Here is a 26,242-nt window from a genome sequence, read left to right as displayed (position 1 = left end):
CGACTAACGTGGGGTGTCGTTGGCAGTGTGGTGTTGTATCTTGCTGGCATGCGCACGCTGTATATTGCTATCGAAACCCACCGTCGTTCGAGGGGTGATCACTAGGTCGTCGACGTAGTGCGTCGCGTCCGATTCCCACGCGACTGCGGATCCGAAGACAGGAAAGAGCGTATCCGTCGAGCACGTCGGCGTCGTCGGTTCGAAAGCGCATCAGTTCCGACGCTCGGAGAGCAAAAGCGGTTCCCAGAGCCGGTCGAATCTCGAACCGCCACACAGAGTAGAGGGATCACTCGCGGCTCGGATCTCGGGCCCGGTGTTCGCTGATCAATTGATCGATCTCGGCTGCTTTCCGGTCGCGTCGCCGTTCTTCGGCGCGGTCACGCCACGCGTCGATGACCGCCTCGACCTCGCGCTCGCGAGCGACCGCGAGTTCGTCGATCTCCTGAACGGACACGTCCTCAGCGGGGGCGACGGGAACGTCGTGTTCGAAGAGGATCTCGTCTGCCTGCTCCGAAAGTCCCCCGTCGCGGAGCACGACGCGCGGTTCGTACGCTGCCAACAGCTCGGCGGTTTCTCGTCCCGCACCGCTCGCATCCCGGAGATAAATCACGTCGTTGGGGGCGATACCGTAGGCCTCGTCGGCGCGTTCGATGGCGCCCTTCGTGAACTGCTCGATAGGCTTTACTGAGACGAGGCCACGCTTCTTTTCCGCCACGTCAGCGAAGTTCGAGTGGTCGAGTTTCCACAGTTCCTTGAGCCGCTCGAGTTTGTCGTCAAGGCGTTCGTTTTTTGCCTCCGCTTCGGCGAGTTCGCGCTTGAGACGCTCAGTCTCGCGCTCCAGTCGTGTCACTTCCCGACGTTCTCTAGCCTCACGGCGTTCCTCGCGGCGGGCGTCCGACAGTTCTGACTCCAATTCGGCGATCCTGTCGTCCTTTCGTGAGACGGTGTCGTTCAATCGATCGACGTGCCCTTCGAGCCGCTCAACCCTCGTTTTGAGCCGTTTGATCGCTCTCTCTTCGTCCGTGAGTTCGCGTGGATCGTGCGTCGTCGATTCCTCCTCTGGATCGTCGTCGTCCCGCATCGCGTTGAGCACGGACTCGACGCTCTCCTCGCCGGCGACGACGCGGGCGATGACCTCCCCGCGATCGAACTGGGGCGGGACCTTCGCGGCGATCCGCTCGAACTGGTCCTCGTGATCGTCGAAGGCGAACAACGCCGCGGCCATCGCGTCCCGCTCGTGGTCGTTGTCGTAGGTCTCCTCGCGCGTCCGGTGGAGCTTTTTGTCCACCGAGAGGTCACGCTGGGGGATCCATCCCGCGGCGTCGAAGCTTCGCCGGATCTTCTCGACGGTTTCGGGGATTGGTTCGACGTCGGCCGCGACGACGATCGGTCGACCGTGTTCGATGATCCACTCGATCACCGTCGCCGTGTCGGCGGTTCTGCTCGACCACACGTCGAGTACGGCACCGTCGAGATCGGTCAGCGCGACCGCCGTTGTCGTGCCGGGGTCGATGCCGACGACGACGTGATCACGGCGCTTCGCGAGGGGTCGATACTCGATCCCGTCGCGGCGCTCGCGCTCGATTTCGATCCGAGTGTCGCCGGATCGACGCCCGGAGACGGGAATCTCGTCGGGCGTCGCCTCGACCTCGAAGACGGCCCGTGAGTAGCCACCGTACTTTTTTGTCACTTCCTGCTCGTAGTCCAGCGCCGCCTCGTCGAGTTTGGATTCGACATCCCGCGCCGTCGTCTTGACTGACCCGTGGATGCGGCGTGTAAACCGGTCCTCGCTCCAACCGCCGCTACCGGTCGAGCGCCCGCGCGAGACCTTGACCGTCGTCGTGTTCGTGAACGCCGAGACCTCGTAGCCGACGTTTCTCGCCGCGAGTCGTGCGGCCGCCTCGGCCTCTTTCATCGGTGCCTTCCCGTAGCGGACGCCGTGGCGGGCGGCGACCCGCGAGAGCGGTTCCGGCCGTTCGTCGCCGGTCACCTGTACGAGTTTCGTCTCCGAGGGCAGTCCTCGAAGGAAATGGACGAGTGCGGCTTTGTCCTCCGCGAGTTCGTAGGTGTTGTCGGTCGCGACGATCGCCGGCTCCTCGCTCTCGATTCGGCGGCGGAGTTTCCGCAACGAAACGACGTCCCGGTCGATCGATTCCCCGTCGTAGGTGACGACGGCGTACGCCGGAGCGTCGCCACGAATGTCGCCGCTTTGAATGTCGACGCCGAATATGAGGTCGTCGAGAGCGCTCGTTCGCGTGCTCACGGTCACTGGTAGGGATCCAGCAGTCATAAAGCCCGTGCCGGGTGTCGGTTTGTGCTCACGCGCAAAAACGACGGTGGGACTGGGATTCGAACCCAGGAGGCTTGCGCCATCTGCTTTCAAGGCAGACGCAATAGTCCGCTCTGCCATCCCACCCATAAGGTAGCTGTCAATTACTGTCCCCTGTAGCGGTTTGGGGCCTTCTGAACCGAACAAACCATGAAACCACGTAGTTCCAATACGGCTCGGTTGAATCGGATTCAGAGTGTCCAATCCCGTTTCTATAGGGGGTGTATCGATGTCTGAGCGCGAAAAAGTTGAAGGTATCGTTCTCATTTACGAACCAGTGGAGGAGTATCTGAATCAACGAGAGATAGTTGCCTACAGGAACCACCGGGAACGACTAATCAAATGGCTTGCTACCCAAGGGAAGAATCCTGAAGCTCTCGAAGGCTATGCGAAAGATACCTTCGCAACGTATGCAAATATCATCTGCACATTTCATCGGGATGTATGGGAGAAAGAGAATCACCTACTCACTATCAAGCCGTGATATTTCGAGAATACAGAAGAGCTAAAAATTCAATTTTGCTGGAATTGGCATTGTTCCACTCCACCACTAGGTTTATTGGCGTAAACTTATTTGAGGGTAGAAGGTCCAAAACGGCGAAATTCAGGAACAATATAGGAGGCTTGCGCCATCTGCTTTCAACACAGACGCAATAGTCCGCTCTGTCATCCCACCATGCCTCGGAATTGTCGCCGACACCGTATGAGTTCTGTCGGTTATCGACGAAGTTTCAACGAACCGTCGGCCTCGGCCGTCACCCCGAGATCGCTGTCCGCGATCCACGACGCGAGGTGCGGCGGAACGATCGCCCCGGCCTTCGCTCGGGTCCGAACCTGTACAACGAGTTCCGCCAGGTCCGTCGCTGTCCGAAGATACGGCTTGGTTTCGAGAAAATCGACGTCCAGACCGCTATCGAGGGCGCGGTCGGTGAGCGTTTCGAGCGCCGGCGGCGCGTAACTGTCGGCGTAGTCGATCGGCTCCGAAAAGGCCGCGTAGGTTACCCGGCCGCCGGGAGCGGGGCCGAGCACGACAGGGGAACTGCGGAGCTTCATCGCCGCCCCGTCGATGTCCGTTCGGGCGAGCAAGGCGGCCTCCGGGTAGGTGATGCCGACCGATCCCACGCCCTCGGTTTCGAGGAGGTGCGTCGCCGTGTTTCCGACCCGTCCGGCGAACGTCTCGCCGACCTGCACCTCGAATCGCACGGAGTCGGCGTCGACGACGCCGTCGAGGACCGATCGGATCTCGGCTTCGGAATCGACATCGATTCCGAGGGCGTCCCCGGGGCGGTAGTTCACCAGGAGTTCGCCACCGCTTCGCTCGGCCGCGAGGACCGTATCGCAGAGGAGTGCGGTGTAAAGATCGACCACGTCCGTCCCGGAGAGCGGCGACGATGTGACGAGGTTCGGGAGCACTACGTCTGAACGGGGTGGATCGGCGAGCACGGCGACGGTGGTCATAGAGCTGTGTTCGTCCGCCGCGTATATCCGCCCTGCGGAAGGCAGGTGGGTACCCACACGAAGCCGCGTCGGGTGGTGGATTTTATGTATCGTCGAGTGCACGAGGAGGTATGGACTGGCTGAAACTGCTTTCGAGCGTGCTAGTGGTGCTCGTCGTACTCTGGAGTGCTGGCGCGACCGTCGAGTTGTTCTTGACGACGTTCTCCGTCGGCGCGAACGTGACGCCCGCGGCGGTGACTGTAGCCCTGCTCGTCGCCGTTCTCCTCGCGACGATCGCGATCGGCGCGCGAAGCCGCCAATGGCTCGCGAACCCTCGTTCGTACTGGTAGCCCCCGCCTCAAATGCGCAGCGTCGCCATCAACGTCGGAGCGAACACGAACCAACCGGGGTTTCGAGGCCCGATCTTCGATGATGGGCGTTTCGAGTACCTCCCGATCCCCGAATCCGAACCAATCCGTCCGGACGCCGAGGTGCCGACTTACGGCGATCTGTCCCTCCGGACGGACGTGAGCGACGTCGCGGAAACGCCGATACACCTCGATCCGACGTTCGCCGACGTCCAGGGCTGCTCGTCGTACACCTACGGCGATCCGCACGGGGTGAAAGCCCGGCCGCTCCTCGAACTCGATGCCGACGACGTCGTCTTCTTCTATGCGACGCTCTCGACGTTCGGTGACGATCCGACCGAATGGATCGCGCCGGAATGGGGGGCGTACCTCATCGGACACTTCCGACTCGCCTGCGACCCGGTCGCTCCGGAGACGTTCGATACCCTCACAGACGAGGAGCGAACGTGCTTCGAGGGGAACGCCCATCTGAAACGCGACCCCTTCGATGCGGAAGTGCTCCTGTGTGGCGATCCGGACGGTTCGACGCTGTACGAAACGGCGATTCCGCTTTCGAGCCGTAAGGCCGGTGTCGACGCGAATCGGCTGGTCACCGAATTGTCGAGCGATTCTGGGAACGGGCCGTGGTGGCGACGGCCGATGAAATTCGACCGAATCGGAACAGAGCGGATACTCGACATCCGCCGAAGCGGCGAGCGACTCAGTTGCTTCGAGTGACGTGAGTCGATCGGCAGTAAGCAGATTGTAAATCGAGCTGCGTCGCACCAGTTCACTTTTCGCCGTGGCTTTCGAAGCCGCCGTATGTCGGATCACGCACTCGTCATCGGCGGCACTCGATTTATCGGTCGCCACACCGTCTCGGAACTGCTCGACGCGGGCTACGAGGTGACGATTTTCAACCGCGGTACCCACGGGAATCCGTTCGACGACACCGATGCCGTCGCACACGTAGCGGGTGATAGAACGAACGAGTCGGACCTCCGTCGAGCGAGTCTGCGGATCGATCCGGACGTGATCATCGACTGCATCGCGTACAAACCGCGCGACGTTCACGCCGCGACGGAGATATTCAACGACGTCGACGCGTACGTGTACGTGTCCTCCGGCGCGGCCTACGGCGAAGAGCGAATTCCGAAGCGAGAGGACGAGACGCCGCTCCAATCGTGTTCCGTCGAGGAGGCGACCGACGATACCGATTCGAGTTACGGCCCCCGGAAAGCGGAGGGCGATCGAGCGGTCTTCGCCGCCGCCGACCGCGGCGTGAACGCGATGGCGGTCCGCCCGCCGATCGTCTACGGACCCCACGATTACACCGAGCGGTTCGCCTACTGGGTCGACCGCGTCGATACCTGCGACCGGATCATCGTTCCGGGCGACGGCTCCGATCTGTGGCATCTCGCCTACGTGAACGACGTCGCACACGCGCTACGGCTCGTCGCCGAACGCGGAACGGCCGGTGAAGCGTACAACGTCGGCGACGGGCACGCGCCCGTCCTCCGCGAGTGGATCGACCTCATCGCGGCTGGCTGCGACACGGACGTCGAGCCGGTGTTCGCGAGCGATCGGGAACTGGGCACGGTCGGTCTCTCGACGGACGCGTTCCCCCTCTATCGCGGCTACCCGCACCTGCTCGAAACCGCGAAGCTACGGGAACTGGGTTGGGAGCCGACGCCACACGAACGAACCGTTCCCGAGACGGTCGCGGAACACCGCCGTTCGGATCGAACCGGCCGTGAACACGGACCGGAGCGGGAGGTGGAAACGCGTTTGATCGGCGTGCTGGAGACGATAGCGTAGCCTCCGATGGGTCGAAGAACGATGGAGACGAGGGGAGAACGGTTTTACCTCCGCCTCACGCAGAACCGGTATGTTCGATAAATCGACGTGGATCCGCCTCCCGCGGAGCGTCGTCGTCGGCCACGGCGTACTCGATCGGGTCGTCAGCGTCGTCGAAGAACTCTACCTCGACGGGCGGCCGCTCATCGTAACGAGTCCGACGCCGAGGGATCTCGCCGCGGACCGGCTTCGCGCGGGGTTCGAGGACGTTGGCATCGACCCCGCGGTAACGGTCGTCGAATCGGCGACGTTTTCCACCGTCGAGGACGTGCTGGCGGCCGCCGATACCGCCGACGCCGGCTACCTCATCGGGCTCGGAGGTGGCAAGCCGATCGACATCGCGAAGATGGCGGCCGACGAGCGGGGCTGTGGACTCATCTCCGTTCCGACGGCCGCCAGTCACGACGGCATCGTCTCCGGACGCGGATCGGTTCCAGACGGTGACACTCGACATTCGGTGGCCGCACACCCGCCGCTGGCGGTGATCGCCGACACCGAACTCATCTCGGCGTCGCCGTGGCGGCTGACGACCGCCGGCTGTGCGGATATTATCTCGAACTACACCGCGGTCAAGGACTGGCAACTCGCCCACCGACTGAAAAACGTCGAGTACAGCGAGTACGCCGGGGCGCTCTCGCAGATGACGGCCGAAATGCTGGTCGAGCGGTCGGATTCGGTCAAACGCGGGTTGGAGGAGTCCGCGTGGGTCGTCGTGAAGGCGCTCGTGTCCTCCGGCGTCGCCATGTCGATCGCGGGGTCCTCACGACCCGCGTCGGGAGCCGAACACCTCATCTCTCACCAGCTCGACCGACTTGCACCGGGCACTGCGCTCCACGGCCATCAGGTCGGGGTCGCGTCGATCGTCACCGAGTATCTCCACAGCGGCGAGGGCGGCGAGTGGAAACGAGTCCGAGACGCACTCGCTGGGATCGAGGCCCCGACGACCGCGGTCGGGTTAGGCATCGACGACGAGCAGTTCATCGAAGCGATGATCACCGCCCACGAGATCCGCGACCGGTACACGATCCTCGGCGACGGAATAAAGCAGTCGGCGGCCATCGAGGCGGCGACGGTGACCGGCGTCCTCTGACTGAACGCGTTTCCCGATCACAGCCCCGTTGGGCGGTCGATGTACGTCGTCTCGATCCCCCAGCCGTCGACGAGATCGCGGAGCGCCCGGACGCCGAACGTCTCCGTCGCGTAGTGGCCGGCCAAGAACACGGTGAGACCGGCTTCTCGGGCCTCGTGGTAGGCCTGTTGTTTCCCCTCACCGGTCACGAGCGCGTCGATCTCCGACTCGGCGGCTTCCCGGATCCAATCCGTGCCCGACCCGGTGACGATGGCGATCTCTTCGATCGTTTCGGGGCCGAAATCGAGCGTTTGGACGGTCTCTCCGCCTGTGTCCAGTTCCGAAAGGCGCGTCTCGATCTGATCGACCGGACGGGGAGCGGGTAGGTGAGCGCGCTGGCCGATAGTGACGCCGCCGTAGTCGCCGAACGGGCCGCGAGGTTCGGCACCGAGAAACGATGCCACCCCGGCTGCGTTCCCCAGCGTATCGTGCCCGTCGAGCGGGAGGTGCGACACGTACAGCGCCAGGTCGTTCTCGATGCAAGCCGCGATTCGATCGTATTCTAGTCCGGTGACGCGCTCGATATCGCCCCAAACGAACCCGTGGTGAACGACGAGCACGTCCGCATCGACGGATGCGGCTTCCCGAACGGTCGCCTCGACACCGTCGACCGCGAACGCGGCGTGTTCGATCGTGCCGTTTCCGGAACCGACCTGCAAGCCGTTCGGACTGGCGTCGACGGCCGCGTACGCGTCGTGGTCGAGTCGTTCGTTCAGTCGCTCGACGAATTCGGATCGATCCATGTTCGAGCCGTCTCGCGGCGTCGTCTTGTATGCGACGACACCGATCACTCGGCGCCAGTGTTCGCCCGACCAGTCGTCGTCGCCGTCCCTTCGGGGTTGTGGACGGTGAGGTCGAACCGGGTCGTCTCGACGGTCGTCACCGTCTCGCCTTGGTGCCCGACGACATCGATCCGCATCGTCAGTTCGACCTCGGTCGTCGTGGAGGCACCGGGAGCAAGGTCGCCGCCGAAGTCATCGAGCGTCACGTGCGTTCCCGTCGCGGTCACGTCGAGTCGATCGAACGCGAGCGATGCGGTCCCCTCAGTCTCGTCGAATCCATCGGTGTCGACGGCGATAGAATCGTCGTCGACGGACGCGTCGAGCAACACGTCGAACCCCGGCGCGTCCACGAGTGCGGCCGAAATAGTCACGTCGATCGAGTCGATGCCGCCGCCGAAATCGATCCACTGAATATCGATGGTCGGTTCGACGGTGACGGCCTGAAGCTCGCCGTCGTTGCGCTCGACCCGAACGTCGTCGGCGAGAAACCGATCGTCGGCTTCGACCGCCGCGACGGGTCTCGATCCAGCGTACCCGAGCCCCAATAGGGTAGTGAGGCTGGCCGAGAAGGCGGCCACGCGTGTGAGCACTGTGCGTCGGTCGAGGGCGTCTCCGGACATGGTACGTCGAGGTGGTCCCGTGTTCGTATATAAACTCAAGCGTCGGCGTGTGAGAAGACGAACTCCTGGAGTAGTTTTCCGCCGAGTGCGGCCGCCTGCCCGTCGTCGCGATCGTTTACCTCGACGACGTCGAATCCGATCGATCGTGGGGCGACCGTTCGGACGACGTCCCGCAGTTCCCCGGGTGACAGCCCGAACGGCGCCGGCGTCCCGGTTCCCGGCGCAAAGCCCGGGTCGGCGGCGTCGATGTCGACACTCAGGTACGCGTCGCCGTCGAACGTGGGCTCCCACGCCCCCACGTCATCGGCATGGATCACGGTTACGTCCGCCTCGGCCGCACGATCCCACTCGACTTCGCTCCCGGTCCGGACGCCGAGCAGTATCGCTTCGTCGACGATTTCGAGTGCGCGGCGTGTTACCGTCGCGTGCGAGCGTTCGTTGCCGGCGTAGGCGTCGTACAGATCGAGGTGCGCGTCGAGACAGACGTACACGTCGGGATCCGCGGCGCGAACGCCCGCGACGGTGACGGTGTGTTCACCCCCGACGAGCAGCGGAAGCCGCCCCGCAGCGCGGTGATCGGCGAGATCTCCTTCGAGAAAGGAGAGATACTCAGCGGCGTCGTCCCACGCGGTCAGGTCGCCCGTGTCGGCGACGAGATCACCGAAGTGTCGGTCGGTTCGACGGTCGTATCCGTCGAAGGAGCTCGAAAATTGCCGGATCCGATCGGGACCGAACCTCGCGCCCGGACGAAACGTCGTGGAAACGTCTAACGGTGCGCCGACTATGGCGTACGCGGCGTTGTTCAATTCGGCGGCTGCCCCGGGAAAATCCGTCATCGTTCGCGCGGTTCAGATGACCTTGCGCTGGCCTTCGAACTCGAGGTACTCTATCTCGTCGTCGGGGGACGGGTCGAGGTCCTCGGGAATGCGCATCGTGATCGTCTCGTAGGTTTCCAGGTCCATGACCTGCATATCGTTTCCGGAGACGGCGACGACCTGCCCCTGCTTGCGGTTTACGATCGGGACCCAAATTTTCGCATCGACCGGCTGAGTGAAATTGCGCTTTTGCCCGTCGAAGACGCCAGTGCCCTCGACTCGGGCTTTCGCGCTACCGTGTTTTCCGGGCTTCGAGGTGCTGTAAGACGTGATCTTCGAGGGGACGTCGTTGATCATCACGTAGTTGCCTTCCTGGAGTTCTCGGACCTCAGTCTGCTGTTTCGGCATACCAACCGGTTCCCGTTGGCGGAGTATAAACAGTTTGGATATCCACGGGCGGGCTACTCGACGCGGACACCCGTAGCCGAGAGGCGAACGTCGGACGAAGGGATCCTACCTCAGACCGAAGCTCTCGGCCAAGATCGCCTCGTCGATCCGACCGGCAACTTCGACACCGCCACCGACGATATCGACGGTGACGTGCGCCGGAGCGAACACTTCGACAGGGAGTTCGTAGAAGTCCCAGCCGTGTTCATCGAAGATGTCCGAGAAGGGCGTGCCGAACGCCTCGCCGGCGGTCGATGCGACTTCATCGAACCTGTCGAACGGTTCGTCGACGGTCATGTGGACTCGTGCGCCGTAGGCGAGCGCGTCGTTCGTCCGCGCCATCGCCGCCTCGTCACTGGCGGGGACCGGCGCGACCGGCGCGGAGGCGGTCACCGACAGCATGTCGAGCGGATCGTACCCGAGTTCGGAGAGTCGGAAGGCGGCTAGTTCGCCGGCCCGTGCCGCGAGCGTCACGCTGCCGGTGATGCTCGCCGTCGAGAACGTCGGCAAGAAGACGCCCGACGTCGGAACGCCCGCCCGATCGGCGACGTGCTCTGCGACCGCCTCTGTCGGTAGCCCGTCGCTTTCGACTGCCAAGACGGCGAAATCGGACGTGTCACGGTATCCCATCCGCTGGTACTCATCTTCCTCGGCAACGAGCGCGCGGGCGGGCCCGCTCCCAAGCCCTTCGAACCCGTCGACGGATAGCTCCCATCCGGCTTTCTGTGCGGCCAAGAACGCCATCGCTGGATGGTCCGTCGAGACTTCGACGTTGGTTCGCGGGGTCTCGTCGACCTCTCCGACCCCCGTCTGTACCGTCGCCAACCCGCCGGTCTGGATTTCGGTCAACAGCAGACCGGCTTCGACACCGCCGACGGCATCGACACCGAAATCACAGACGACCGCCCCGTTATCGAGCTCGTGGACGTCGATCGCGAGTTCGTCCGCGAAATCGATCGCCTCGTCCACCAACTCGACGGCCATCCGATTGAGACTTTCCATACCACGAAGTCAGTCGGTTCCGAATAAAAGGTTCGTGGGTCGTGCCTCGCGCGATCCCCGAGGTCACCACGCGTTTCCGTCGGCGAGATCGACTTCGCTATCGAGTTTCGACGAGGGGCAGATATCCTCGAGGACGCAGGCGGAACAGTTCGGGTTTCGGGCGGTACAGGTCTCGCGACCGTGGCTGATCAGCAGGTGTGTGAACTCTTTCCAGTCGTCTTCGGGGACGATTTCCATGAGATCCGATTCGATTCGAGGGGGCGAACACTTCCCCGTCAGTCCGAGCCGGCGCGAGATACGTTGCACGTGCGTATCGACGACGATTCCCTCCACGACCTCGTGGCCGTGCTGGAGGACGACGTTGGCCGTTTTTCGCCCGACTCCGGCGAGATCCGTGAGTTCCGACATCGTATCCGGGACCCCGCCACCGTGGAGATCAACGATATCGCGGCAGGCGGATTTGATGTAGCTCGCTTTGTTGTTGTAGTACGTGATCGAGTCGATGGCGCCGGCGAGTTCGGACTCGTCGGCCTCGGCGAACGCCTCGGCGCTATCGTAGGTTTCGAACAGCGAGGCGGTCACGCTGTTGACGCGTTCGTCGGTACACTGTGCGGATAGAATGACGGCGATGAGAAGCTCTAACCGGTTCGAAAAATCGAGCGAAATCTCCGGATCCGGATACCGATCGTAGAGCCGATCCAGCGTTTCGACGACCTGTTCTTCGCGTGAATCGAGCGGCGTACCCATATCCGGAATCGGGACGGCGCCCCCTTGGGTATGTCGGGTCGACTTCGCGACGAGACGGTCGCCGGAAGAGAACGTTCGGGACGATGGCGGTTACAGCGCGGCGGGGACCGCGATCGGCGCTGATCGATCGCGCCAGACGGCACCGTTTTTCGGTGTCCCGCCGATCGCCGTCGCCGAAAACTGCGCCGAGATAGTCCACAGCGTCTCGTTTGCCGATTCACACTGCAAACAGACGAGCGAAACGCAGTCGAGACCGTCGATTTCACACTCGATACCGGTCCACCGTTCGGCGACAGCGGCGATCGTTCCGTGGGTTGGTTCAGTTGCAACGATTCCGCCCGGAAGCGTCCAGTCGTCACCGTCCGGGACCGCGACCACTCCGCCGTCGCCTTCGATTTTGACACGCACTGCAACGCCCTCTGGACGGTCTCCGATGACGGCGAATTCGTCGGGATCGACACCGACGGTCGTCTGTTGGACGTCGAAGCCGTCGTACCACTCGTAGAGTGCATCGAGGTATTCGGATGCACCCCCCGAGCGCGAACAGTTCATGTCGGGCGAATGACCACCGGAAACATAAATCTGCGGTATTGTCCGCGGTTTGAGGACAAAATAGACCTCGCTATCGCGTCACGATCAACTGACAGATATAAATACATAGAATTGATACTTTTATTATCATTCTCCTGTCCGGGGGACAGTAGATACGTAGCAAGCGCGGTGCGTTGGACGCCCATCGCGGTTCGATCGAGACCGTTCGCTCGGTTCGACGTGGTTTAGCGTGGATCGATTCGCGGTTCGCGGCAATGAAGTAGCTCATAAATGTCTCGCCAGCGGCGGACTCAGATTCGCGTTCATCCGTGGACTGCTGAAACGGTTGGCCGCCCCGGTCCCAATGATTAGATAGAATTCGATCCCCACTGGTGTTTGCGGGCGAGAGCGATAGTGTTAATAAGAATATATTAAATAGATCAATTGTAACGTACGTTTTGCGGTGCCCTCCGATCGGTCGCGTGGCGAGGTACATGCTTCCGAATGCATAACACATTTAGTGCTGTTACTGAAATTCGTCCGAAGGAACGTCACGACCCCCACCGCGACGGTGGGGTGACACGAACGAATCCCGAACCGATCGGCGGCGCATATGCTAATCTACTCCGTACAGTTACAGTGTCCGCGTTCGAGCAGTTCGATGGCGCTGAACTGTGTATTACAGTCCTCACAGACGACACGAACGTCCACCAGAGTCCGAAACGTCCCGAGTTCGAGATGTCCGCTGGCTCGCAACTGATCGAGTTTTCCCTCGGTGACGGAGTCGACGCGACCGCGGAGCTGTTGAATGTTTTTGATCTCGCGCTCGACCGGATCGGTTTCGTCCGGGGTGTATTCCGCACCGCGGTGTTTTTTCAAATACGTCCGGATCGCTTGGTACGTGACGAAGTCCTTCTCGACCGCTTCGACGTCGAGGCCGTCCCGTTCGAGGCGACGACGAATGCGTGTCCGGTCAGCGCCACTAGAGTCGCTCGTGAGGAGTCGGTAAATGTTCGCGACCTCGCCGTCGAGTGGTCGGATGTCGGCGTCTTCGAGCGCGCGTTCGAGGATCTGTCGGTTGAAAAACTCCGCTAGTTCGCGGAGGCTTTGGCGATCCTCATCCGCGGTCCAGCGCCGCTCCAGTTCGGCGCCGAGTTCCTCCATGTCGTATTCTTGAAGCAGACGAGCGACCTTGCTCCGTCGCCCCCGTCCGGATCCCGGACGGTCGTCAGCGTCGTTCATGGGTGACGAACGGAATGTACATGTTAGTATTTTGTGTTCGCGTACCGCCACTGTTGGCGAGTTCAGGCCGTAGGATAGTACGCGCTCGAAATGAGAGCAGGATCAGCGCGTTTCATCATATTTATTTCCCGAGACATTGTTAGGGGAAACATGAGCACGGAGCAGACAGTAGCGAAGGCGCAATTATCCGTCCGAAACATCGGCGGGATCGACGAGACGTCGGTCCAGTTTATGCCCGGCGTGACGATTCTGGCCGGCGAGAACGCCACGAATCGGACGTCCCTCCTGCAGGCGATTATGGCCGCGCTCGGGAGCAACAATATCTCTATGAAAGGCGACGCGGATACCGCGAGCGTCGAGATGACGATCGACGACGAAACGTACGTTCGCGAGCTAACCAGACAGGGAACGACGATCACTTCGGATGGGAACCCGTATTTGGAGGACCCGACGCTCGCGGAGCTGTTCGCGTTCCTTCTCGAATCGAACGAAGCGCGTCGTGCCGTGTCCACGAGCGCGGACCTGCGCGACCTCATCATGCGACCGGTCGATACCGACGAGATACAGGCGAAAATCGACCGACACTTACAAAAACGGGAGGAGATCGAATCGGAGTTGGAGGAACTGGACAGCCTGAAGAACCGGCTGCCGGCCTTAGAGGAGGATCGCACTCGTCTCAAAGGGGAGATCGAGGCGGCAAAGGAAGATCTCGCGGAGAAAGAAGCCGAGTTGGAGGACCGAGACGCGAACGTCGAACAAACTCGCGAGGAAAAAGCCGAACTCGAGGATCGCCTCGCGGAGCTCCGTTCAAAGCGATCCGAACTGGAGGACATCCGATACGAACTCGAAACCGAGCGTGAGAGCCTCGACTCGACGCGATCACAAAAACGGGATCTCGACGGCGAATTCGACGAGTTGCCTGACGCCCCGGTGGGGGAAATCGAGGAGTTAGAATCGCAGATCGACAGGCTCCGAGAGCAAAAGCGAGGGCTCGAATCGGAGATCAACGAGGTCCAAAGCGTCATCCGGTTTAATCAGGAGATGCTCGACGGCGACGACGGTGGTCTCCTCAACGCGCTCGAGCCGCCCACGGGCGACGACGAGTCCGAAGTCACCGACGAACTCCTCGCGAACGAGCATGTAACCTGTTGGACCTGCGGCAGCGAGGTCCCACACGAACAGATCGAAACGACAGTTACCCGCCTGCGAGAACTCAGTCAGAATAAACTCGGCGAGATAAGCGACATCGAGGATCAGTTGGACGCTCTCACCGACGAAGTTCGGGATCTCGAAGAGAAACAGCGTCGACGCGAGCAGTTACAGCGCCGTCGATCCAGCCTCAACGGCGAAATCGATCGTATCGAATCCTCGATCGAGCGGCTCACCGACCGACGCGAAGAGCTTCAGACCGAGATCGAGGACCTCGAAAGCGAGATCGAAGACCTCGAAGACGACAGCTACGAGGAGGTGCTCGACATCCACAAAGAGGCCAATCAACTCGAGTACGAACTCGGACGCCTCGAGAGTCAGTTCGACGACGTCGAGTCGGAGATCACGCGCATCGAACGGCGTCTCGATGAGGAGTCCGCGCTCGAAGAGCGGCGCGAGGAGATCATCGCTGAAGTCGGAGATCTGCGGACAAAAATCGACCGGATTGAGGAGCAAGCGATCGAGGGGTTCAACGAGCACATGGACTCCGTACTCGATATCCTCGGGTACAGCAACCTCGAGCGGATCTGGCTCGAACGCGTCGAACGCGAGATCAGGGAGGGCCGGCGAAAGGTCACAAAGAGCGTCTTCGAGCTCCATATCATCCGTCAAACCGATGGCGGCGTGACGTACGAGGACACGATCGATCACCTAAGCGAGAGCGAACGGGAGGTCACCGGACTCATTTTCGCACTCGCAGGCTACCTGGCTCACGAGGTGTACGAGACGGTTCCATTCATGCTGTTGGACTCCCTCGAGGCCATCGATTCAGATCGGATCGCCACCCTGATCGAGTACGTCGAAGGGTTCAGCGAATATCTGGTCGTCGCGCTCCTGCCCGAAGACGCCTCGGCGCTGTCCGACGAGTATCGGCGCATCTCCGAGATCTGAAAGATCTCTCGTCGGACCCGGGCAATTCGGGTGGGACCGAATATCCGGTTCGGACGTGTGTCACCCCGGTGTTTGGAACGCCTTGCGTCGAAACCGATGGGTGAGCGGATCGAGGGTCTCGCGTTCTCCGGGCCACGTAATCGTGATCCCGGTTGATCGGTACGATGGCCCGACCGGAGCTTTTCGAGCCGAGTGCCTCACGTACCACCCATTGCCGTCGATTCCGTGCGTGCCGTTGCGTTACCTACCGGGGGATTCGAAACGTCCTATGGCCCGCTCGAGTGTACTCCCGCGAAATTCGCGAGTTTCGTACCATCGCCCTTGTCGATCGATCGGCGGCGACGCGTCCAGTCCGATCTTCGGTGCCTCCCAGTGGGATTCGGATGTTCGAGTCACTGTGTCGCGCTCAATGGCGGTCGCGTCGATCAACAATTGTGTACCTACTTCTCCAGCCGCGTAAGGTACAATTACAAAATTTCATACATAAAATATAACAACTAAATTATTAATATGTGGCACAAGACTAAAAGAACAAACAGTCTAACGTTGTGAACGTATATATGATATCGGATCGGCTAGTATAAAGAAACTGACGGAGTTAATTAATATATAACATATTGAAATTAGTAACACGCACAGATTACTAACGCATATATTATACTTTATACACCATCTTATTTAACTAACTCGCGTCCGACCTCATCGTATCTGCCGTCTCCACTCGGCCACCTCGACGACGGTCCCGCGAATTGTGTCTGCGTCGGCCTCGGTCGCTGCCCACCAGAACATCGGGGCGATATCCTCTGGTGTGCGCCCGCCCGCGTGATCCGTCAGCTCGGTCGCTACCTGTCCGAGGTCGAGGACTGTGGCCGCCAACGAAGCATCGGCGGCGAACTGGCGAACGATCGCTTCGGCGCCCGCTTTGGAAACGGCGTACGCGCCGTATCCAGCCAGTGGTTCGCGGGCGATAGATCCCGACGGAACCAGTACCCGGGCGTCATCCGTGAGGTGCGGTATCGCCTCGCGGATCGTACTGAACACACCTCTGACGTTCGTTCGGATCGTGTCGTCGAACGCCGAATAGGAGACGCCATCGAGCGGCGTTCCTCCTGGCGAACCGTGATAGACGCCCGCATTCGCGACGACGCAATCGATCCCCCGACTCTCGCCGGCGCGAGCGGCAGTCTCCACGAGCCGCTCGACGTCGAACTCGTCGCGTACGTCCGCTCGCACCGGAGTCACCGCCCCCCCGGAATCTTCGATCTCCGTCGCGACCCCCTCGATCGGTTCCCGGTCTCTGGCGCAGGCGACGACATGAACGCCCCGCCGTGCGAACGTCGCCGCGACCGCGCGTCCGATTCCGCGCGAGGCACCCGTGATAACTGCTGTATCCATGCGGACAGTTCGGACGGCAGGGACAAGGTCGTTTTCCTGTGGTATACCCCACCACACCCGTTTTAATGTGGGTTCCCGCCTTACAAACAGGTATGTCACAATCCCGTTCCATCGCGGTCGTCGGCTCCGGCTTCGGTGGACTCTCGTCGGCGTGTTATCTCGCCGACGCTGGCTTGGACGTGACGGTCCTAGAAAAGAACGAGCAGTTGGGGGGACGCGCGTCGGTGCTGGAGGCGGACGGATTCCGGTTCGACATGGGACCCTCCTGGTATCTGATGCCCGATGTGTTCGAGCGGTTCTTCGGCCACTTCGACCGTGAACCGAGCGACTTCTACGAACTCGAACGGCTCGACCCCCACTATCGGATCTTCTTCAAAGACGGCGACGTCGCCGAGGTCACCTCCGACCGCGAGGAGATGCGCGAACTCTTCGAATCCTACGAACCCGGGGCGGGCGAGGCGCTCGATGAGTATCTCGAAACCTCGGAGTCACATTACGGGGTCGCGATGGAGCAGTTCATTTACGAGGATCGACCCCGGATGCGCGATTGGATCGACCTCGACGTGATGCGTGCGGCACCGATCGGCCTTCAGTTGCTCGGAACGATGGACGACTACGTCTCCGGCTATTTCGACCACCCAAAGCTCCGCCAGATCATGCAGTACACGCTGGTCTTTCTCGGTGGTGCGCCAAACAACACGCCCGCGATCTACAACATGATGGGCCACGTCGACTTCAACCTCGGCGTCTACTATCCCGAAAACGGGCTTCGCTCGGTCGTCGACGCCTGCATCGAGTTGGGCGAGGAACTGGGCGTCGAGTACGTCACCGACGCCGAAGTCACGGAGATCGTCAACCGGCGCGACGGGTTCAGAGTCGAGTCCGAGGCCGGCGATTTCGACGCAGACTACGTCGTCAGTAACGCCGATTACGCCCACACCGAGCGCGAGTTGCTCCCCGAACACGAACGACAGTACGACGACGACTACTGGAGCTCGCGGACCTACTCCCCGTCGGCGTTTCTGCTGTATCTCGGGGTCGAGGGCGACGTCGAGCCGCTCGAACACCACACGCTTGTCTTGCCGACCGACTGGGACGAACACTTCGAACAGATCTTTGGCGACCCGATGTGGCCGGAGGATCCCGCCTATTACCTCTGTGTCCCCTCGAAGACGGACGACAGCGTCGCGCCGGACGGACATTCCAACCTGTTCGCGCTCGTCCCGATCGCTCCGGGGCTTGACGACACAGACGATGTCCGGACGTGGTATCGCGACCTCATCCTCGAGGACATCGCCGAGCACACGGGCGTCGACCTCCGCGATCGGATCGTCTTCGAGGAACAGTTCTCGGTCGCGGAGTTCGCGGACAGGTACAACAGTATGCAGGGGACGGCGCTCGGACTCGCACACACCCTCCGGCAGACCGCGCTGTTCCGGCCACCACATCGGTCGGAGGCCTGTCCCGGGCTCTACTACACCGGATCGTACACCACGCCCGGAATAGGCGTACCGATGTGTCTGATAAGCGGTGAACACACCGCTAACGCGCTTCTCGACGACGCAGTATGACCGAATCGGCAATCGATCGCGTACTGCCGACGAGAGAGACCACCGCGGGCTACCTGCTCCGCCTTTCGAGGCCGCGCTTTTGGCCCTATCTCGCGGGCCCCGTCGTCGTCGGCATCGCCTACGCGGCCGGGACGCCGTCGGAACTGTTCGCACCCATCGCGGTCGCGCTGTTCGCGTACTTTCTCGTCCCCGCGAACGTATTTCTCTACGGAATCAACGACGTTTTCGACGCCGATATCGACGCCGAGAATCCGAAAAAAGACGAGCGTGAAGTCCGGTATCGCGACGACCGACTCGTTCCCGGACTCATCGTTCTGTCAGGAGCGTTTGGGCTCGCGTTCGTCCCCTTCGTGCCGACAGCCGGTGCTGTGGCGATGGTCGCGTTTCTCGTTCTCTCCGTCGAGTACAGCGCCCCGCCGTTGCGTTTCAAGACGACGCCGTTTCTCGATTCGATCTCGAACGGGTTGTACGTTCTCCCGGGAGTCGTCGCCTACGTCGCTGTCGCGAAAACCGCCCCCCCGATCGCCGCGATCGTCGGCGCGTGGCTCTGGACGATGGGTATGCACACGTTCTCAGCGATCCCGGACATCGATCCCGACCGCGCAGCGGGGATCGACACGACGGCGACGGTGCTCGGCGAGTCGCGAACGTACGTTTACTGTGGTCTGTGTTGGCTCGCGGCCGCGATCGCGTTCGGAACGGTGCACCCGCTTTTCGCCGCGATACTGGGAATATACCCCGTGTTCGTCGCCTTCGTCGCGGTTTCGAGCGTCGATGTCGACCGTGCCTACTGGTGGTTTCCGGTACTCAACACCGCAGCCGGTGCGACCCTTACGCTCGGCGCGCTGTGGGTGATGCTGTATGGCTAGCGTCGGACTACCGGCCAGAGCGCGCCTCGAACGTCGACTCGACGAAGTCGTCCTCGATAACCGGTTCACCATCGCGGTTGTCTTTCCGGCGATCGGAGCGGTGACGCTTCTCGCATCCGCGGAGGCGCTCCTCCCCGAACCGCTGGCGTTCAACCCCTACTTCTTGCTTTTCGGGATCGCCGTGATGCGGCTACCGCTCATCGCCGGAATCGCCCCACTCGTCACCCGAACGGGGGTCGCCGGACTCGCGATCCTCTGTGGATACACCTACGCGATCGAGTTCGTCGCAGTGATCACCGGGTATCCGTACGGCTCCTTCACCTACGGGGTCGATCTCGGGCCTATGATCGGCGGGCAGATTCCGGCTGCGCTCCCGCTCTTTTTTCTCCCGCTAGTGGTCAACGCGTATCTGCTGTGTCTACTGTTGTTGGGGCCGTATGCGGAACGCGTGCTCGTTCGCGTTCCGGTCACCGTCCTCGCAGTTGTCGGGATGGATCTCGCACTCGATCCAGCCGCCGTTTCGCTGGGCTTTTGGGCGTACGAGGGCGGCGGCGCGTACTACGGCGTGCCGTGGACGAACTACGCCGGATGGGTTCTCTCGGCGACGGTCGCGGTCGGGGTGCTGGACGCGGTCTTCGATCGTGAGTCGCTCTTCGAGCGGCTCGAAAACTGTCGGTTCATGCTGGACGATCTCGTCAGTTTCGTCATCCTCTGGGGTGTCGTCAACGCGTACTTCGGAAACTGGATCCCAGCGATACTGGCGGCGGGGTTCGGATACGGCCTGTGGCTGACGGACCGATTCGACGTGCCGACCGGACGGTAGTGTCGGACCCTTACCCCGTCGGGAGCAGGTCACCCGGGCGTCGAGGCGCGGGTTCTTCTTCGATCACCGGAACCTCGCTCACCTTCGCGAAGACGACTTCCGGGTCTTTGTGCCACATCCAGTACCAACGCGTCTTCGCGACGAGTACGAGCTTTCGGACGGTGCTGATCGACGGCGTTTCGGTGACTGTGTCGTAATCGAGGTTCCGGATGAGCCGATGGTGGTCGGCATAGAGGATCGCCGCAGTGAGGACGGGGAGCTGACAGTCGACGGGGAGATATTTGATCCCCGGAACTCCTTCACGGTACAGGTCCTCGGCCCGTCGCATCTCCCGTTTGATCGCGGTCCCCAGCTCCTTGGTGAATCGGTGCCGTTCGATGTCGTTCGGATCCGCACCGCACTCCTCGAGTGTCGTCTCCGGGAGGTAGATCCGATCGCGGTCGGCGATGTCCTCTCCGACGTCCCGAAGGAAGTTGGTCAGTTGGAACGCCTCACCGAGTCGGCGAGCCTTCGGGAGCGCGGCGTCAGTGTCGTCGGTTTCCATGATGATGGTCATCATGACGCCGACCGCCGCGGCCGATCCGCGCATGTACGACTCGAGTTCGTCGTACGTCTCGTACCGCGATTTTTCGATGTCGGTCCGCATCGCGTTGATGAACCGTTCGATCTCCTCGTCGGGGATACCGTATCGCCCTCTGAGTTCGGAGAACGCGTTCAATACGGGATCGTCGGTCGCTTCGCGGCCGAGCGCGGCCTCTCTGATCTCGATCAATCGATCGTGTTGTTCGGCCGGCGTCGACCCGTTCGGATTATCGACGACCTCGTCGGCGACGCGGAAGAACGCGTACAGCACGTAGGTCGGATGACGAACCCGCTCCGGGAGCAACCGCGTCGCGTAATAAAAGGTCTTCCCGGTCTCTCTGTGTATGGATTTGCTCTGTGCAAGCTGGGACGAGTCGACCATTTGCTATCGGTTGATAGGGCTGGAAATACCTTAGGTGTTTGTACGACGGCACGAATGCGTCGAACCACGACGGCGAGATCGACCGTAGATTTATATAATGACGATACCGAACCAACCGTATGGCCGCCTATCGCCGGCCGGCGCTGCGAAACCTGTTCGACGAATCGCCAACCCCGCACATTGCGCATCCGCCCCACACGCACTGTCGGGACTTTTATATCGCCACGGACGGCTCGTATCGTCTGGATCGAGACGGCGGACTGGGTGTCGTCATCGAAACGCGCGATGGCGAGTGTGTGGCCCGCCTTTCGGTACCGGATTCGGTGCCGAACAACAACGTCGCCGAGTACCGCGCGCTTCATCTCGGATTGGACGTGCTCGCCGCGCGTTCTCCGCGGAACGTCCGCGTCGGCGTCCTCGTCGATCACGATGGTCTCGCCGCGAACATCAATCGAGCTATCCTCGCGACACGCGGTCCGAACACTCGGCCACCACATCCGGTTACGATTCCGAACGGGACGGGCCACCACTGGCGAGGGATCCGCGCCCGAATCGCCGGATTCGATGAGCTTCGAGCGGCACAGATCGATAGCGGTGAGAACCCAGCCCATTCGCTCGCGAACGCACCGGACCAGTACGCGCACGTCAACCGCGAACCGGATCGGTGTGTGCGTCCGTACATCGACGACGCGTCGGAGCCGTCGCTGGGTGAGCAGTATCCCCCGCCCTCCCGGGCCAACCGTAACCGATCCAGCAGTCCGCCCGGCGGCGAGCAGGCGTCGGATTAGGCGGCGTCGTCGACCGATTCGATGCCAGTTTCGGTGATCCTGAAGCGCGCCGTCTCCCCGGCGGCTTTCGAACGGTGTTTTTCGAGCGTAATCCGCCGATTTCCCCCGCGGAACCGTTCGAGTCTGAGGACGACGCCCGACCAGTGGGTCAACGTATGCCCGCCGAGCGGTCGCGAGCGTCCCGAGTCGGTTTCGGGATCCGAATACACCTGGTTGGTGATGAGCACCGCGATATCGTGTCGTCGAGCCAACGCGAGGAGGTGCGTGATCTGTTTGGCGACCGTCCGGAGCGTCCGGCCGTCGTCGTCGTCGTCTCGTTCGAGCCGGTAGAATCCCGTCGCGCTGTCGAGTACGATCAGATCGACCCGCTCGGAGAGGTCACCAGCGTCCCGAACGGCTTCTCGCTGTTCTTCGAAGTCGACGGCGTCGGAGATTATCACCCGGCCCGTGATCGCGTCTATGTCGTCGCCATCGGCCGACGCCTTCGCGAGCGCCTCGAAGCGATCGAGCGAGATACCCTCCGTATCGATGTACAGCGCCGTTCCCCCGGCGGCTGCCACCTGAATGGTCGACGACAGCGCGACGTTCGTCTTTCCCGATGCCGGCGGCCCGTACACCTGTGTGACGACGCCGCGTTCGAGGCCGCCGCCCAACAGCGCGTCGACCGACCCACATCCCGTCGATATCGGCTCACTCACACCGGGTCGTTCGGCGCGTTCAGTTAAAAATCCACGTAAGCCGGGGAGCGTGATCACACATCTCGCCGAGCGGGGACGCTCGTGGGCTAATCCGAGCGTCGGCGTTAAGTTCTCGAACCACCTACGGCGGACCAGTGATCGTCGTCGCAACGGCCGATTTCGAAGTGTATCACGGCGTCGTCGGTGAGTTACGCGACCGTAACGTCCGGTTTACCACGATCGAACCCGACGGGGACGTCCCGAAAGCGGCGGCCGTCGCCATCGTCGGCCCGGAAGACGACCACCCTTCGATCCCGACGGTTCGAGCGGGTCCGGACTGTCCCCATCAAGCGGTCGAGGAAGCGTTGGCGATCCTTCGCGGCGGGGGCGGGCGGACGGTCATCGGGGTCGATCCCGGCGATCGTCCGGGGATCGCCGTGCTGTCCGGAGAGACCATCGTCTCGGCGTTTCAGGTCCCGATCGAGGAGACGGCCGCGGTCGTCGAACGGGAAATCGACGGAGAGAGTGATCCGCTCGTTCGCATCGGCGACGGCGCGCGGCTTCGCGGAGCGCGAATCATCGACGCGCTCGACGTACGCCCCATCGAGCTCGTCGACGAAACGGGGACGACACCGTACCAGGGCGAAGGCGTCCGCGGGATGGGCGACGTGCTCGCGGCGGTCAACATCGCCCGGACCGAGGGAGAGGTGATCGATTCAAGGGAGATCGAACCGACAGCCGGCGAGATTCGGATGATACAGAACCGCTCCCGGGAGCGGAGTGACGACCACCGGTCGATCGACGAGTCGCTCGCCAGGCTGGTCGCGCTGGGAGAGCTGTCCATCCCGGAAGCGCTCCGTCGGCACCGCGACGACGAGTAGCGGTGTCGCCTCCTCGGATAGCTCGGACGGCTCCAACCCGAGCCATTCAAGTACGCGCCCGGACATCTCCATTATATGAACCACGCTCGGTCCACGAAGAAGCGAACGGGTGGTCGGCGGCGCCCGACCCGCAAAAAGCGCAAGCACGAACTCGGCTCCGCGCCGACCGAGACGCAGGTCGGCGAACCGAAGCTGAAAACCGTCGAGACGCAGGGCGGGAACGCGAAGGTTCGCGTCGTCAAGACGAACGTCGCGAGCGTCGCCACCGACGACGGCGTCGAGGGTGCGACGATCGAGGACGTCGTCGAGAACGCCTCGAACCCGAACTACGTCCGTCGGAACATCATCACGAAGGGCGCGGTCATCGAAACCGATCTGGGCCGTGCGCGCGTCACCTCGCGCCCCGGACAGGACGGACAGGTCAACGCGGTTCTCCTCGAGGAGTAATCGCCCTCGATTCTTCGGTTCTCGGTATCCCGTAGCCGGCGGCTCGCGCGTCGATAGCGATGAAAGACGATACTTCGTGCGAGCGATCCGGGACGGTCGAGTTATTCGGAGATGTCGACCGACGACGTCTCGAACGCCCCCTCGTCTTCCTCGGAGTCGTACGTCTCGATCGCCGTTCGGACGAGCTCGAAGACGCCCTCCTTGCTCCATCGGGCGGTGTTGACCTGGAGATCGTAGAACGTTCGATCGTCGAGGTCGATGTCGTAGTACGACTGGTAGCGTCCGGCTTCGTTGACCTCCCTGACGCTCATCTCGGCGGCCGTCTCCTCCCGGTCGCTGATTCGAGCCTTCCGTACCTCCTCGGGCGCGTCGAGCCAGATCCGGAGGTCGGCCCGGTTGCCGGCGAGCCAGCCGGCCAGCCGGGATTCGAGGATGAACGGCTCGTTGACGGTCCCCCATGTCTCCGCGATCGAGAGCAGCCGGCGATCCAACGCGCGGTCGATCGTATCGGACGCTTGAGCCTTCGCCGACAGTTGCGTGAGCGTCATATCACGGTCCTCGGCGAGATCACGGAAGATGTCCCCACCGGAGACGTACGGACACCCCATGGCTTCGGACAGTCGAAGACAGAGCGCGGTCGCACCGCATCCCGGCGGCCCGGAGACGGTGATGAAGAGGTTTCTATCGACTTCGGATCGCGTGTCGTCGTGTACGGCCATACGAGCGGTTCGTCCTTCGAGTCCATAAGGGAGGCGGGAGGTGCATGGGGCGATCGCACGTCGGAGGACTCGGCTACAGACAGCCGAGTTCCCGAACTCGACTCCGGACGAAGCCGGCTATCGCGCGTGGTTTCGACGGTTGATAGATCCGCGCCATCTCCTCGTCGGTCAACTCGAAGTCGAAGATATCGAGGTTCGCGGCGAGATGCTCACGACTCGTGGCCTTCGGGACCGTGACGACGTTCGGCTGTTGGACGAGCCAACGCAACGCGACCTGTGCCGCGCTCTTGCCGTGGACGGCCCCGATCGATTCGAGGACTGGATCCTCGGGCACCGCGCCGTGTGCGAGCGGCGAGTACGCGGTCAGCGTGATCCCGTGGATTTGGCAGTAATCGAGAAGCCCCGTCTGCGACCAGTAGGGGTTGTACTGAACTTGATCGGCCACGATTCCGTGTTCCGAGCGGTCCCGTGCGCGCGACAGCCGATCGATCCCGAAGTTCGAGACCCCGAGGTGTCTGACCGTGCCCCGATCGACGAGTTCGTTCATCGCGGCGAGCGTCTCCCGAAGCGGCGTCATAACGTTCGGCCAATGGATCAAGAGCAAATCTACGTACGTCGTATCGAGCTTCGCGAGGCTCTCCTCGACGGACCGTATCACGTCGTCGTACGCCCGGTTTCTGCTCCCGAGTTTCGTGGTTACGAACACGTCGTCTCGATCGACGGCGCTCGTTTTGATCGCCTCGCCGACCTGCCGCTCGTTGCCGTACTCCTGGGCCGTATCGAGATGCCGGTACCCGAGTTCGAGGGCAGTCCGAACTGAGCGCCGGCAGACATCACCAGTTAGCCGCCACGTCCCGAGTCCGATCGAGGGGATTTCGACGCCGCTGACGGTCGTCGTGTCCATGTCCGGCGTACGAACGCAGCGGGCATAACTCTGTATTTAGCGGAACTCGCGGAGCGAGTCGAGCAGCGAGTCGATCGGCTCCGTCGTGGTTGCGAGCGAGACGCCGTCCGCGCGCGCCAAGGCAGGAGCGTGCTCCCAGAGATCATCGGGGTCGAGTCCGTGGAGGACGACTGCGGATGGAGTGGGCGTCACGACTCGCAGGGCGACGAGCGGTGACTCACCGCGGGTTACGTCGGTGAAGACGAGCGCTCGATTGGTCGATTGACCGTAGAGACGGTAAAACTCCTCACTGGAGAGACGTCTGATCGCTTCGACGCTGTTGATCACGGTGTGGCCGGCGATCGTTTCCGCGCTCCCCTGAACAATAGACGCCGCATCGATCGCGGCGTAAAACCGCGAGATCGGGACCGTCGCCGAGTACTCACGGAGGTCGTAGACGACGTCCTGATCGAAGCCCGCGGAGACGACTCTGGCGTGTTGACGGACGCGATCGCCCCCGCGTCGTTCGTCGATATTCAACAGTCCGCGTACGACGCGACTGACGACGCGAATACCGGGGTTCTCCCGGCGTCCACTCTCGTAATCGGAGATGACTGAGGCGGAGACGCCGAGTTCGTCCGAGAGCGTCGTCTGTGCCACGTCGAACTCCTCGCGCCACTTTCGGAGGGTCGCGCCCGGGTCGTCGGATAGCGTCACCTCGCCGGCGATTCGCTCGGCGAGCTCCGCACGCGGGTCGCGCATATTCGAAGGTGGAGGCGGGACCGTATAAACCGTCCGTCCCGGTGTGGAACGATCCGAACCGCCACCGAATTTATGCTC

The 26,242-nt window shown here is 62.2% G+C and carries 28 protein-coding genes and 1 tRNA gene; 12 read left to right on the top strand and 17 right to left on the bottom strand.

Annotation, left to right across the window (positions count from 1 at the left end; translation table 11 throughout):
* Positions 1-286: 286 nt before the first annotated feature.
* Both R6U53_RS08825 and R6U53_RS08820 read right to left on the bottom strand, forming a co-directional pair.
* A complete protein-coding gene (locus R6U53_RS08825; RefSeq protein WP_410321998.1) occupies positions 287-2,263 on the bottom strand; it encodes a DUF460 domain-containing protein in 1,977 nt (658 codons plus the stop codon).
* Positions 2,264-2,334: 71 nt separating this feature from the next.
* A tRNA-Ser gene (locus R6U53_RS08820) sits at positions 2,335-2,416 on the bottom strand.
* Positions 2,417-2,558: 142 nt separating this feature from the next.
* Here R6U53_RS08820 and R6U53_RS08815 point away from each other — a divergent pair.
* Complete coding sequence (locus tag R6U53_RS08815; RefSeq protein WP_410321997.1) at positions 2,559-2,813, top strand: hypothetical protein; 255 nt, start codon at positions 2,559-2,561, stop codon at positions 2,811-2,813.
* Between the two features lie 233 nt (positions 2,814-3,046).
* Here R6U53_RS08815 and R6U53_RS08810 read toward each other — a convergent pair whose 3' ends face one another.
* On the bottom strand, positions 3,047-3,787 hold the full coding sequence (locus R6U53_RS08810; protein ID WP_410321996.1) for a hypothetical protein: 741 nt from the start codon (positions 3,785-3,787) through the stop codon (positions 3,047-3,049).
* 110 nt (positions 3,788-3,897) lie between these two features.
* Here R6U53_RS08810 and R6U53_RS08805 point away from each other — a divergent pair, with 110 nt between their 5' ends.
* From R6U53_RS08805 to R6U53_RS08790, 4 genes are all read left to right on the top strand, one after another.
* Positions 3,898-4,116, top strand: a complete 219-nt coding sequence (locus R6U53_RS08805; protein WP_410321995.1) for a hypothetical protein — start codon at positions 3,898-3,900, stop codon at positions 4,114-4,116.
* Positions 4,117-4,128: 12 nt separating this feature from the next.
* Positions 4,129-4,851: a hypothetical protein gene (locus R6U53_RS08800; RefSeq protein ID WP_410321994.1), complete on the top strand. Its 723-nt coding sequence runs from the start codon at positions 4,129-4,131 to the stop codon at positions 4,849-4,851.
* 84 nt (positions 4,852-4,935) lie between these two features.
* A complete protein-coding gene (locus tag R6U53_RS08795; RefSeq protein WP_410321993.1) occupies positions 4,936-5,931 on the top strand; it encodes an NAD-dependent epimerase/dehydratase family protein in 996 nt (331 codons plus the stop codon).
* 70 nt (positions 5,932-6,001) lie between these two features.
* Positions 6,002-7,060, top strand: a complete 1,059-nt coding sequence (locus R6U53_RS08790; RefSeq protein ID WP_410321992.1) for an NAD(P)-dependent glycerol-1-phosphate dehydrogenase — start codon at positions 6,002-6,004, stop codon at positions 7,058-7,060.
* Positions 7,061-7,077: 17 nt separating this feature from the next.
* Here R6U53_RS08790 and R6U53_RS08785 read toward each other — a convergent pair whose 3' ends face one another.
* The 8 genes from R6U53_RS08785 to rdfA all read right to left on the bottom strand — a co-directional run bounded on the left by R6U53_RS08785 (position 7,078) and on the right by rdfA (position 13,285).
* A complete protein-coding gene (locus tag R6U53_RS08785) occupies positions 7,078-7,842 on the bottom strand; it encodes a Nif3-like dinuclear metal center hexameric protein (protein ID WP_410321991.1) in 765 nt (254 codons plus the stop codon).
* Between the two features lie 44 nt (positions 7,843-7,886).
* Complete coding sequence (locus tag R6U53_RS08780; protein ID WP_410321990.1) at positions 7,887-8,501, bottom strand: hypothetical protein; 615 nt, start codon at positions 8,499-8,501, stop codon at positions 7,887-7,889.
* A gap of 35 nt (positions 8,502-8,536) precedes the next feature.
* Positions 8,537-9,337, bottom strand: coding sequence for an arginase family protein (locus tag R6U53_RS08775; protein ID WP_410321989.1), 801 nt, complete (start codon positions 9,335-9,337; stop codon positions 8,537-8,539).
* Positions 9,338-9,349: 12 nt separating this feature from the next.
* Positions 9,350-9,724 (bottom strand): translation initiation factor IF-5A, encoded by a 375-nt coding sequence (locus tag R6U53_RS08770; RefSeq protein ID WP_410321988.1) that lies wholly within the window; start codon positions 9,722-9,724, stop codon positions 9,350-9,352.
* A 105-nt stretch (positions 9,725-9,829) separates the two neighbouring features.
* Positions 9,830-10,765 carry a methenyltetrahydromethanopterin cyclohydrolase gene (gene mch, locus R6U53_RS08765; protein ID WP_410321987.1) on the bottom strand — a complete coding sequence of 312 codons (936 nt, stop codon included), beginning with the start codon at positions 10,763-10,765 and terminating at the stop codon, positions 9,830-9,832.
* 63 nt (positions 10,766-10,828) lie between these two features.
* On the bottom strand, positions 10,829-11,512 hold the full coding sequence (gene nth, locus R6U53_RS08760) for an endonuclease III (RefSeq protein WP_410321986.1): 684 nt from the start codon (positions 11,510-11,512) through the stop codon (positions 10,829-10,831).
* A 90-nt stretch (positions 11,513-11,602) separates the two neighbouring features.
* Complete coding sequence (locus R6U53_RS08755; RefSeq protein WP_410321985.1) at positions 11,603-12,064, bottom strand: hypothetical protein; 462 nt, start codon at positions 12,062-12,064, stop codon at positions 11,603-11,605.
* A gap of 600 nt (positions 12,065-12,664) precedes the next feature.
* The gene (gene rdfA / locus R6U53_RS08750) at positions 12,665-13,285 is read right to left on the bottom strand and encodes a rod-determining factor RdfA (protein WP_410321984.1); all 621 of its coding nucleotides are present in this window, start codon (positions 13,283-13,285) and stop codon (positions 12,665-12,667) included.
* Positions 13,286-13,435: 150 nt separating this feature from the next.
* On the opposite strand from rdfA, the gene R6U53_RS08745 reads away from it, so the two are divergent.
* Positions 13,436-15,385 carry an archaea-specific SMC-related protein gene (locus R6U53_RS08745; protein WP_410321983.1) on the top strand — a complete coding sequence of 650 codons (1,950 nt, stop codon included), beginning with the start codon at positions 13,436-13,438 and terminating at the stop codon, positions 15,383-15,385.
* Positions 15,386-16,084: 699 nt separating this feature from the next.
* Here R6U53_RS08745 and R6U53_RS08740 read toward each other — a convergent pair.
* A complete protein-coding gene (locus R6U53_RS08740) occupies positions 16,085-16,780 on the bottom strand; it encodes an SDR family oxidoreductase (RefSeq protein ID WP_410321982.1) in 696 nt (231 codons plus the stop codon).
* A gap of 92 nt (positions 16,781-16,872) precedes the next feature.
* On the opposite strand from R6U53_RS08740, the gene R6U53_RS08735 reads away from it, so the two are divergent.
* Genes R6U53_RS08735 through cruF form a run of 3 tightly spaced genes read left to right on the top strand, consistent with a single transcriptional unit; the run spans position 16,873 to position 20,043 of the window.
* Entirely contained in the window at positions 16,873-18,351 is a 1,479-nt protein-coding gene (locus R6U53_RS08735) for a phytoene desaturase family protein (protein WP_410321981.1), read from the top strand.
* The gene (locus tag R6U53_RS08730; RefSeq protein WP_410321980.1) at positions 18,348-19,220 is read left to right on the top strand and encodes a prenyltransferase; all 873 of its coding nucleotides are present in this window, start codon (positions 18,348-18,350) and stop codon (positions 19,218-19,220) included. Before R6U53_RS08735 ends, R6U53_RS08730 begins: the two co-directional genes overlap by 4 nt.
* A complete protein-coding gene (cruF, locus tag R6U53_RS08725; RefSeq protein WP_410321979.1) occupies positions 19,213-20,043 on the top strand; it encodes a bisanhydrobacterioruberin hydratase in 831 nt (276 codons plus the stop codon). Before R6U53_RS08730 ends, cruF begins: the two co-directional genes overlap by 8 nt.
* A gap of 10 nt (positions 20,044-20,053) precedes the next feature.
* Here cruF and R6U53_RS08720 read toward each other — a convergent pair whose 3' ends face one another.
* Positions 20,054-21,007: a phytoene/squalene synthase family protein gene (locus R6U53_RS08720; RefSeq protein ID WP_410321978.1), complete on the bottom strand. Its 954-nt coding sequence runs from the start codon at positions 21,005-21,007 to the stop codon at positions 20,054-20,056.
* Positions 21,008-21,126: 119 nt separating this feature from the next.
* Here R6U53_RS08720 and R6U53_RS08715 point away from each other — a divergent pair, with 119 nt between their 5' ends.
* Positions 21,127-21,795 carry a ribonuclease H gene (locus R6U53_RS08715; RefSeq protein WP_410321977.1) on the top strand — a complete coding sequence of 223 codons (669 nt, stop codon included), beginning with the start codon at positions 21,127-21,129 and terminating at the stop codon, positions 21,793-21,795.
* Here R6U53_RS08715 and radB read toward each other — a convergent pair.
* A complete protein-coding gene (gene radB, locus R6U53_RS08710) occupies positions 21,792-22,493 on the bottom strand; it encodes a DNA repair and recombination protein RadB (RefSeq protein WP_410321976.1) in 702 nt (233 codons plus the stop codon). The two genes, R6U53_RS08715 and radB, sit on opposite strands and share 4 nt — an antisense overlap.
* 134 nt (positions 22,494-22,627) lie before the next feature.
* Here radB and R6U53_RS08705 point away from each other — a divergent pair, with 134 nt between their 5' ends.
* Positions 22,628-23,353: a hypothetical protein gene (locus R6U53_RS08705; RefSeq protein WP_410321975.1), complete on the top strand. Its 726-nt coding sequence runs from the start codon at positions 22,628-22,630 to the stop codon at positions 23,351-23,353.
* Between the two features lie 75 nt (positions 23,354-23,428).
* Positions 23,429-23,800, top strand: a complete 372-nt coding sequence (locus R6U53_RS08700; RefSeq protein ID WP_410321974.1) for a 30S ribosomal protein S8e — start codon at positions 23,429-23,431, stop codon at positions 23,798-23,800.
* A gap of 101 nt (positions 23,801-23,901) precedes the next feature.
* On the opposite strand, the gene cmk is transcribed toward R6U53_RS08700, so the two are convergent.
* The 3 genes from cmk to R6U53_RS08685 all read right to left on the bottom strand — a co-directional run bounded on the left by cmk (position 23,902) and on the right by R6U53_RS08685 (position 26,164).
* Positions 23,902-24,519 carry a (d)CMP kinase gene (gene cmk / locus R6U53_RS08695; protein ID WP_410321973.1) on the bottom strand — a complete coding sequence of 206 codons (618 nt, stop codon included), beginning with the start codon at positions 24,517-24,519 and terminating at the stop codon, positions 23,902-23,904.
* Positions 24,520-24,592: 73 nt separating this feature from the next.
* On the bottom strand, positions 24,593-25,423 hold the full coding sequence (locus tag R6U53_RS08690) for an aldo/keto reductase (RefSeq protein WP_410321972.1): 831 nt from the start codon (positions 25,421-25,423) through the stop codon (positions 24,593-24,595).
* A 36-nt stretch (positions 25,424-25,459) separates the two neighbouring features.
* Positions 25,460-26,164 carry a helix-turn-helix domain-containing protein gene (locus R6U53_RS08685; RefSeq protein WP_410321971.1) on the bottom strand — a complete coding sequence of 235 codons (705 nt, stop codon included), beginning with the start codon at positions 26,162-26,164 and terminating at the stop codon, positions 25,460-25,462.
* Positions 26,165-26,242: the final 78 nt, after the last annotated feature.

It is taken from the genome of Natronomonas sp. (assembly GCF_046483325.1).
GTDB lineage: Archaea > Halobacteriota > Halobacteria > Halobacteriales > Haloarculaceae > Natronomonas.
The sequence above is the reverse complement of the archived record's forward strand: the minus strand, read 5'-3'. Positions and strand labels throughout refer to the sequence as shown.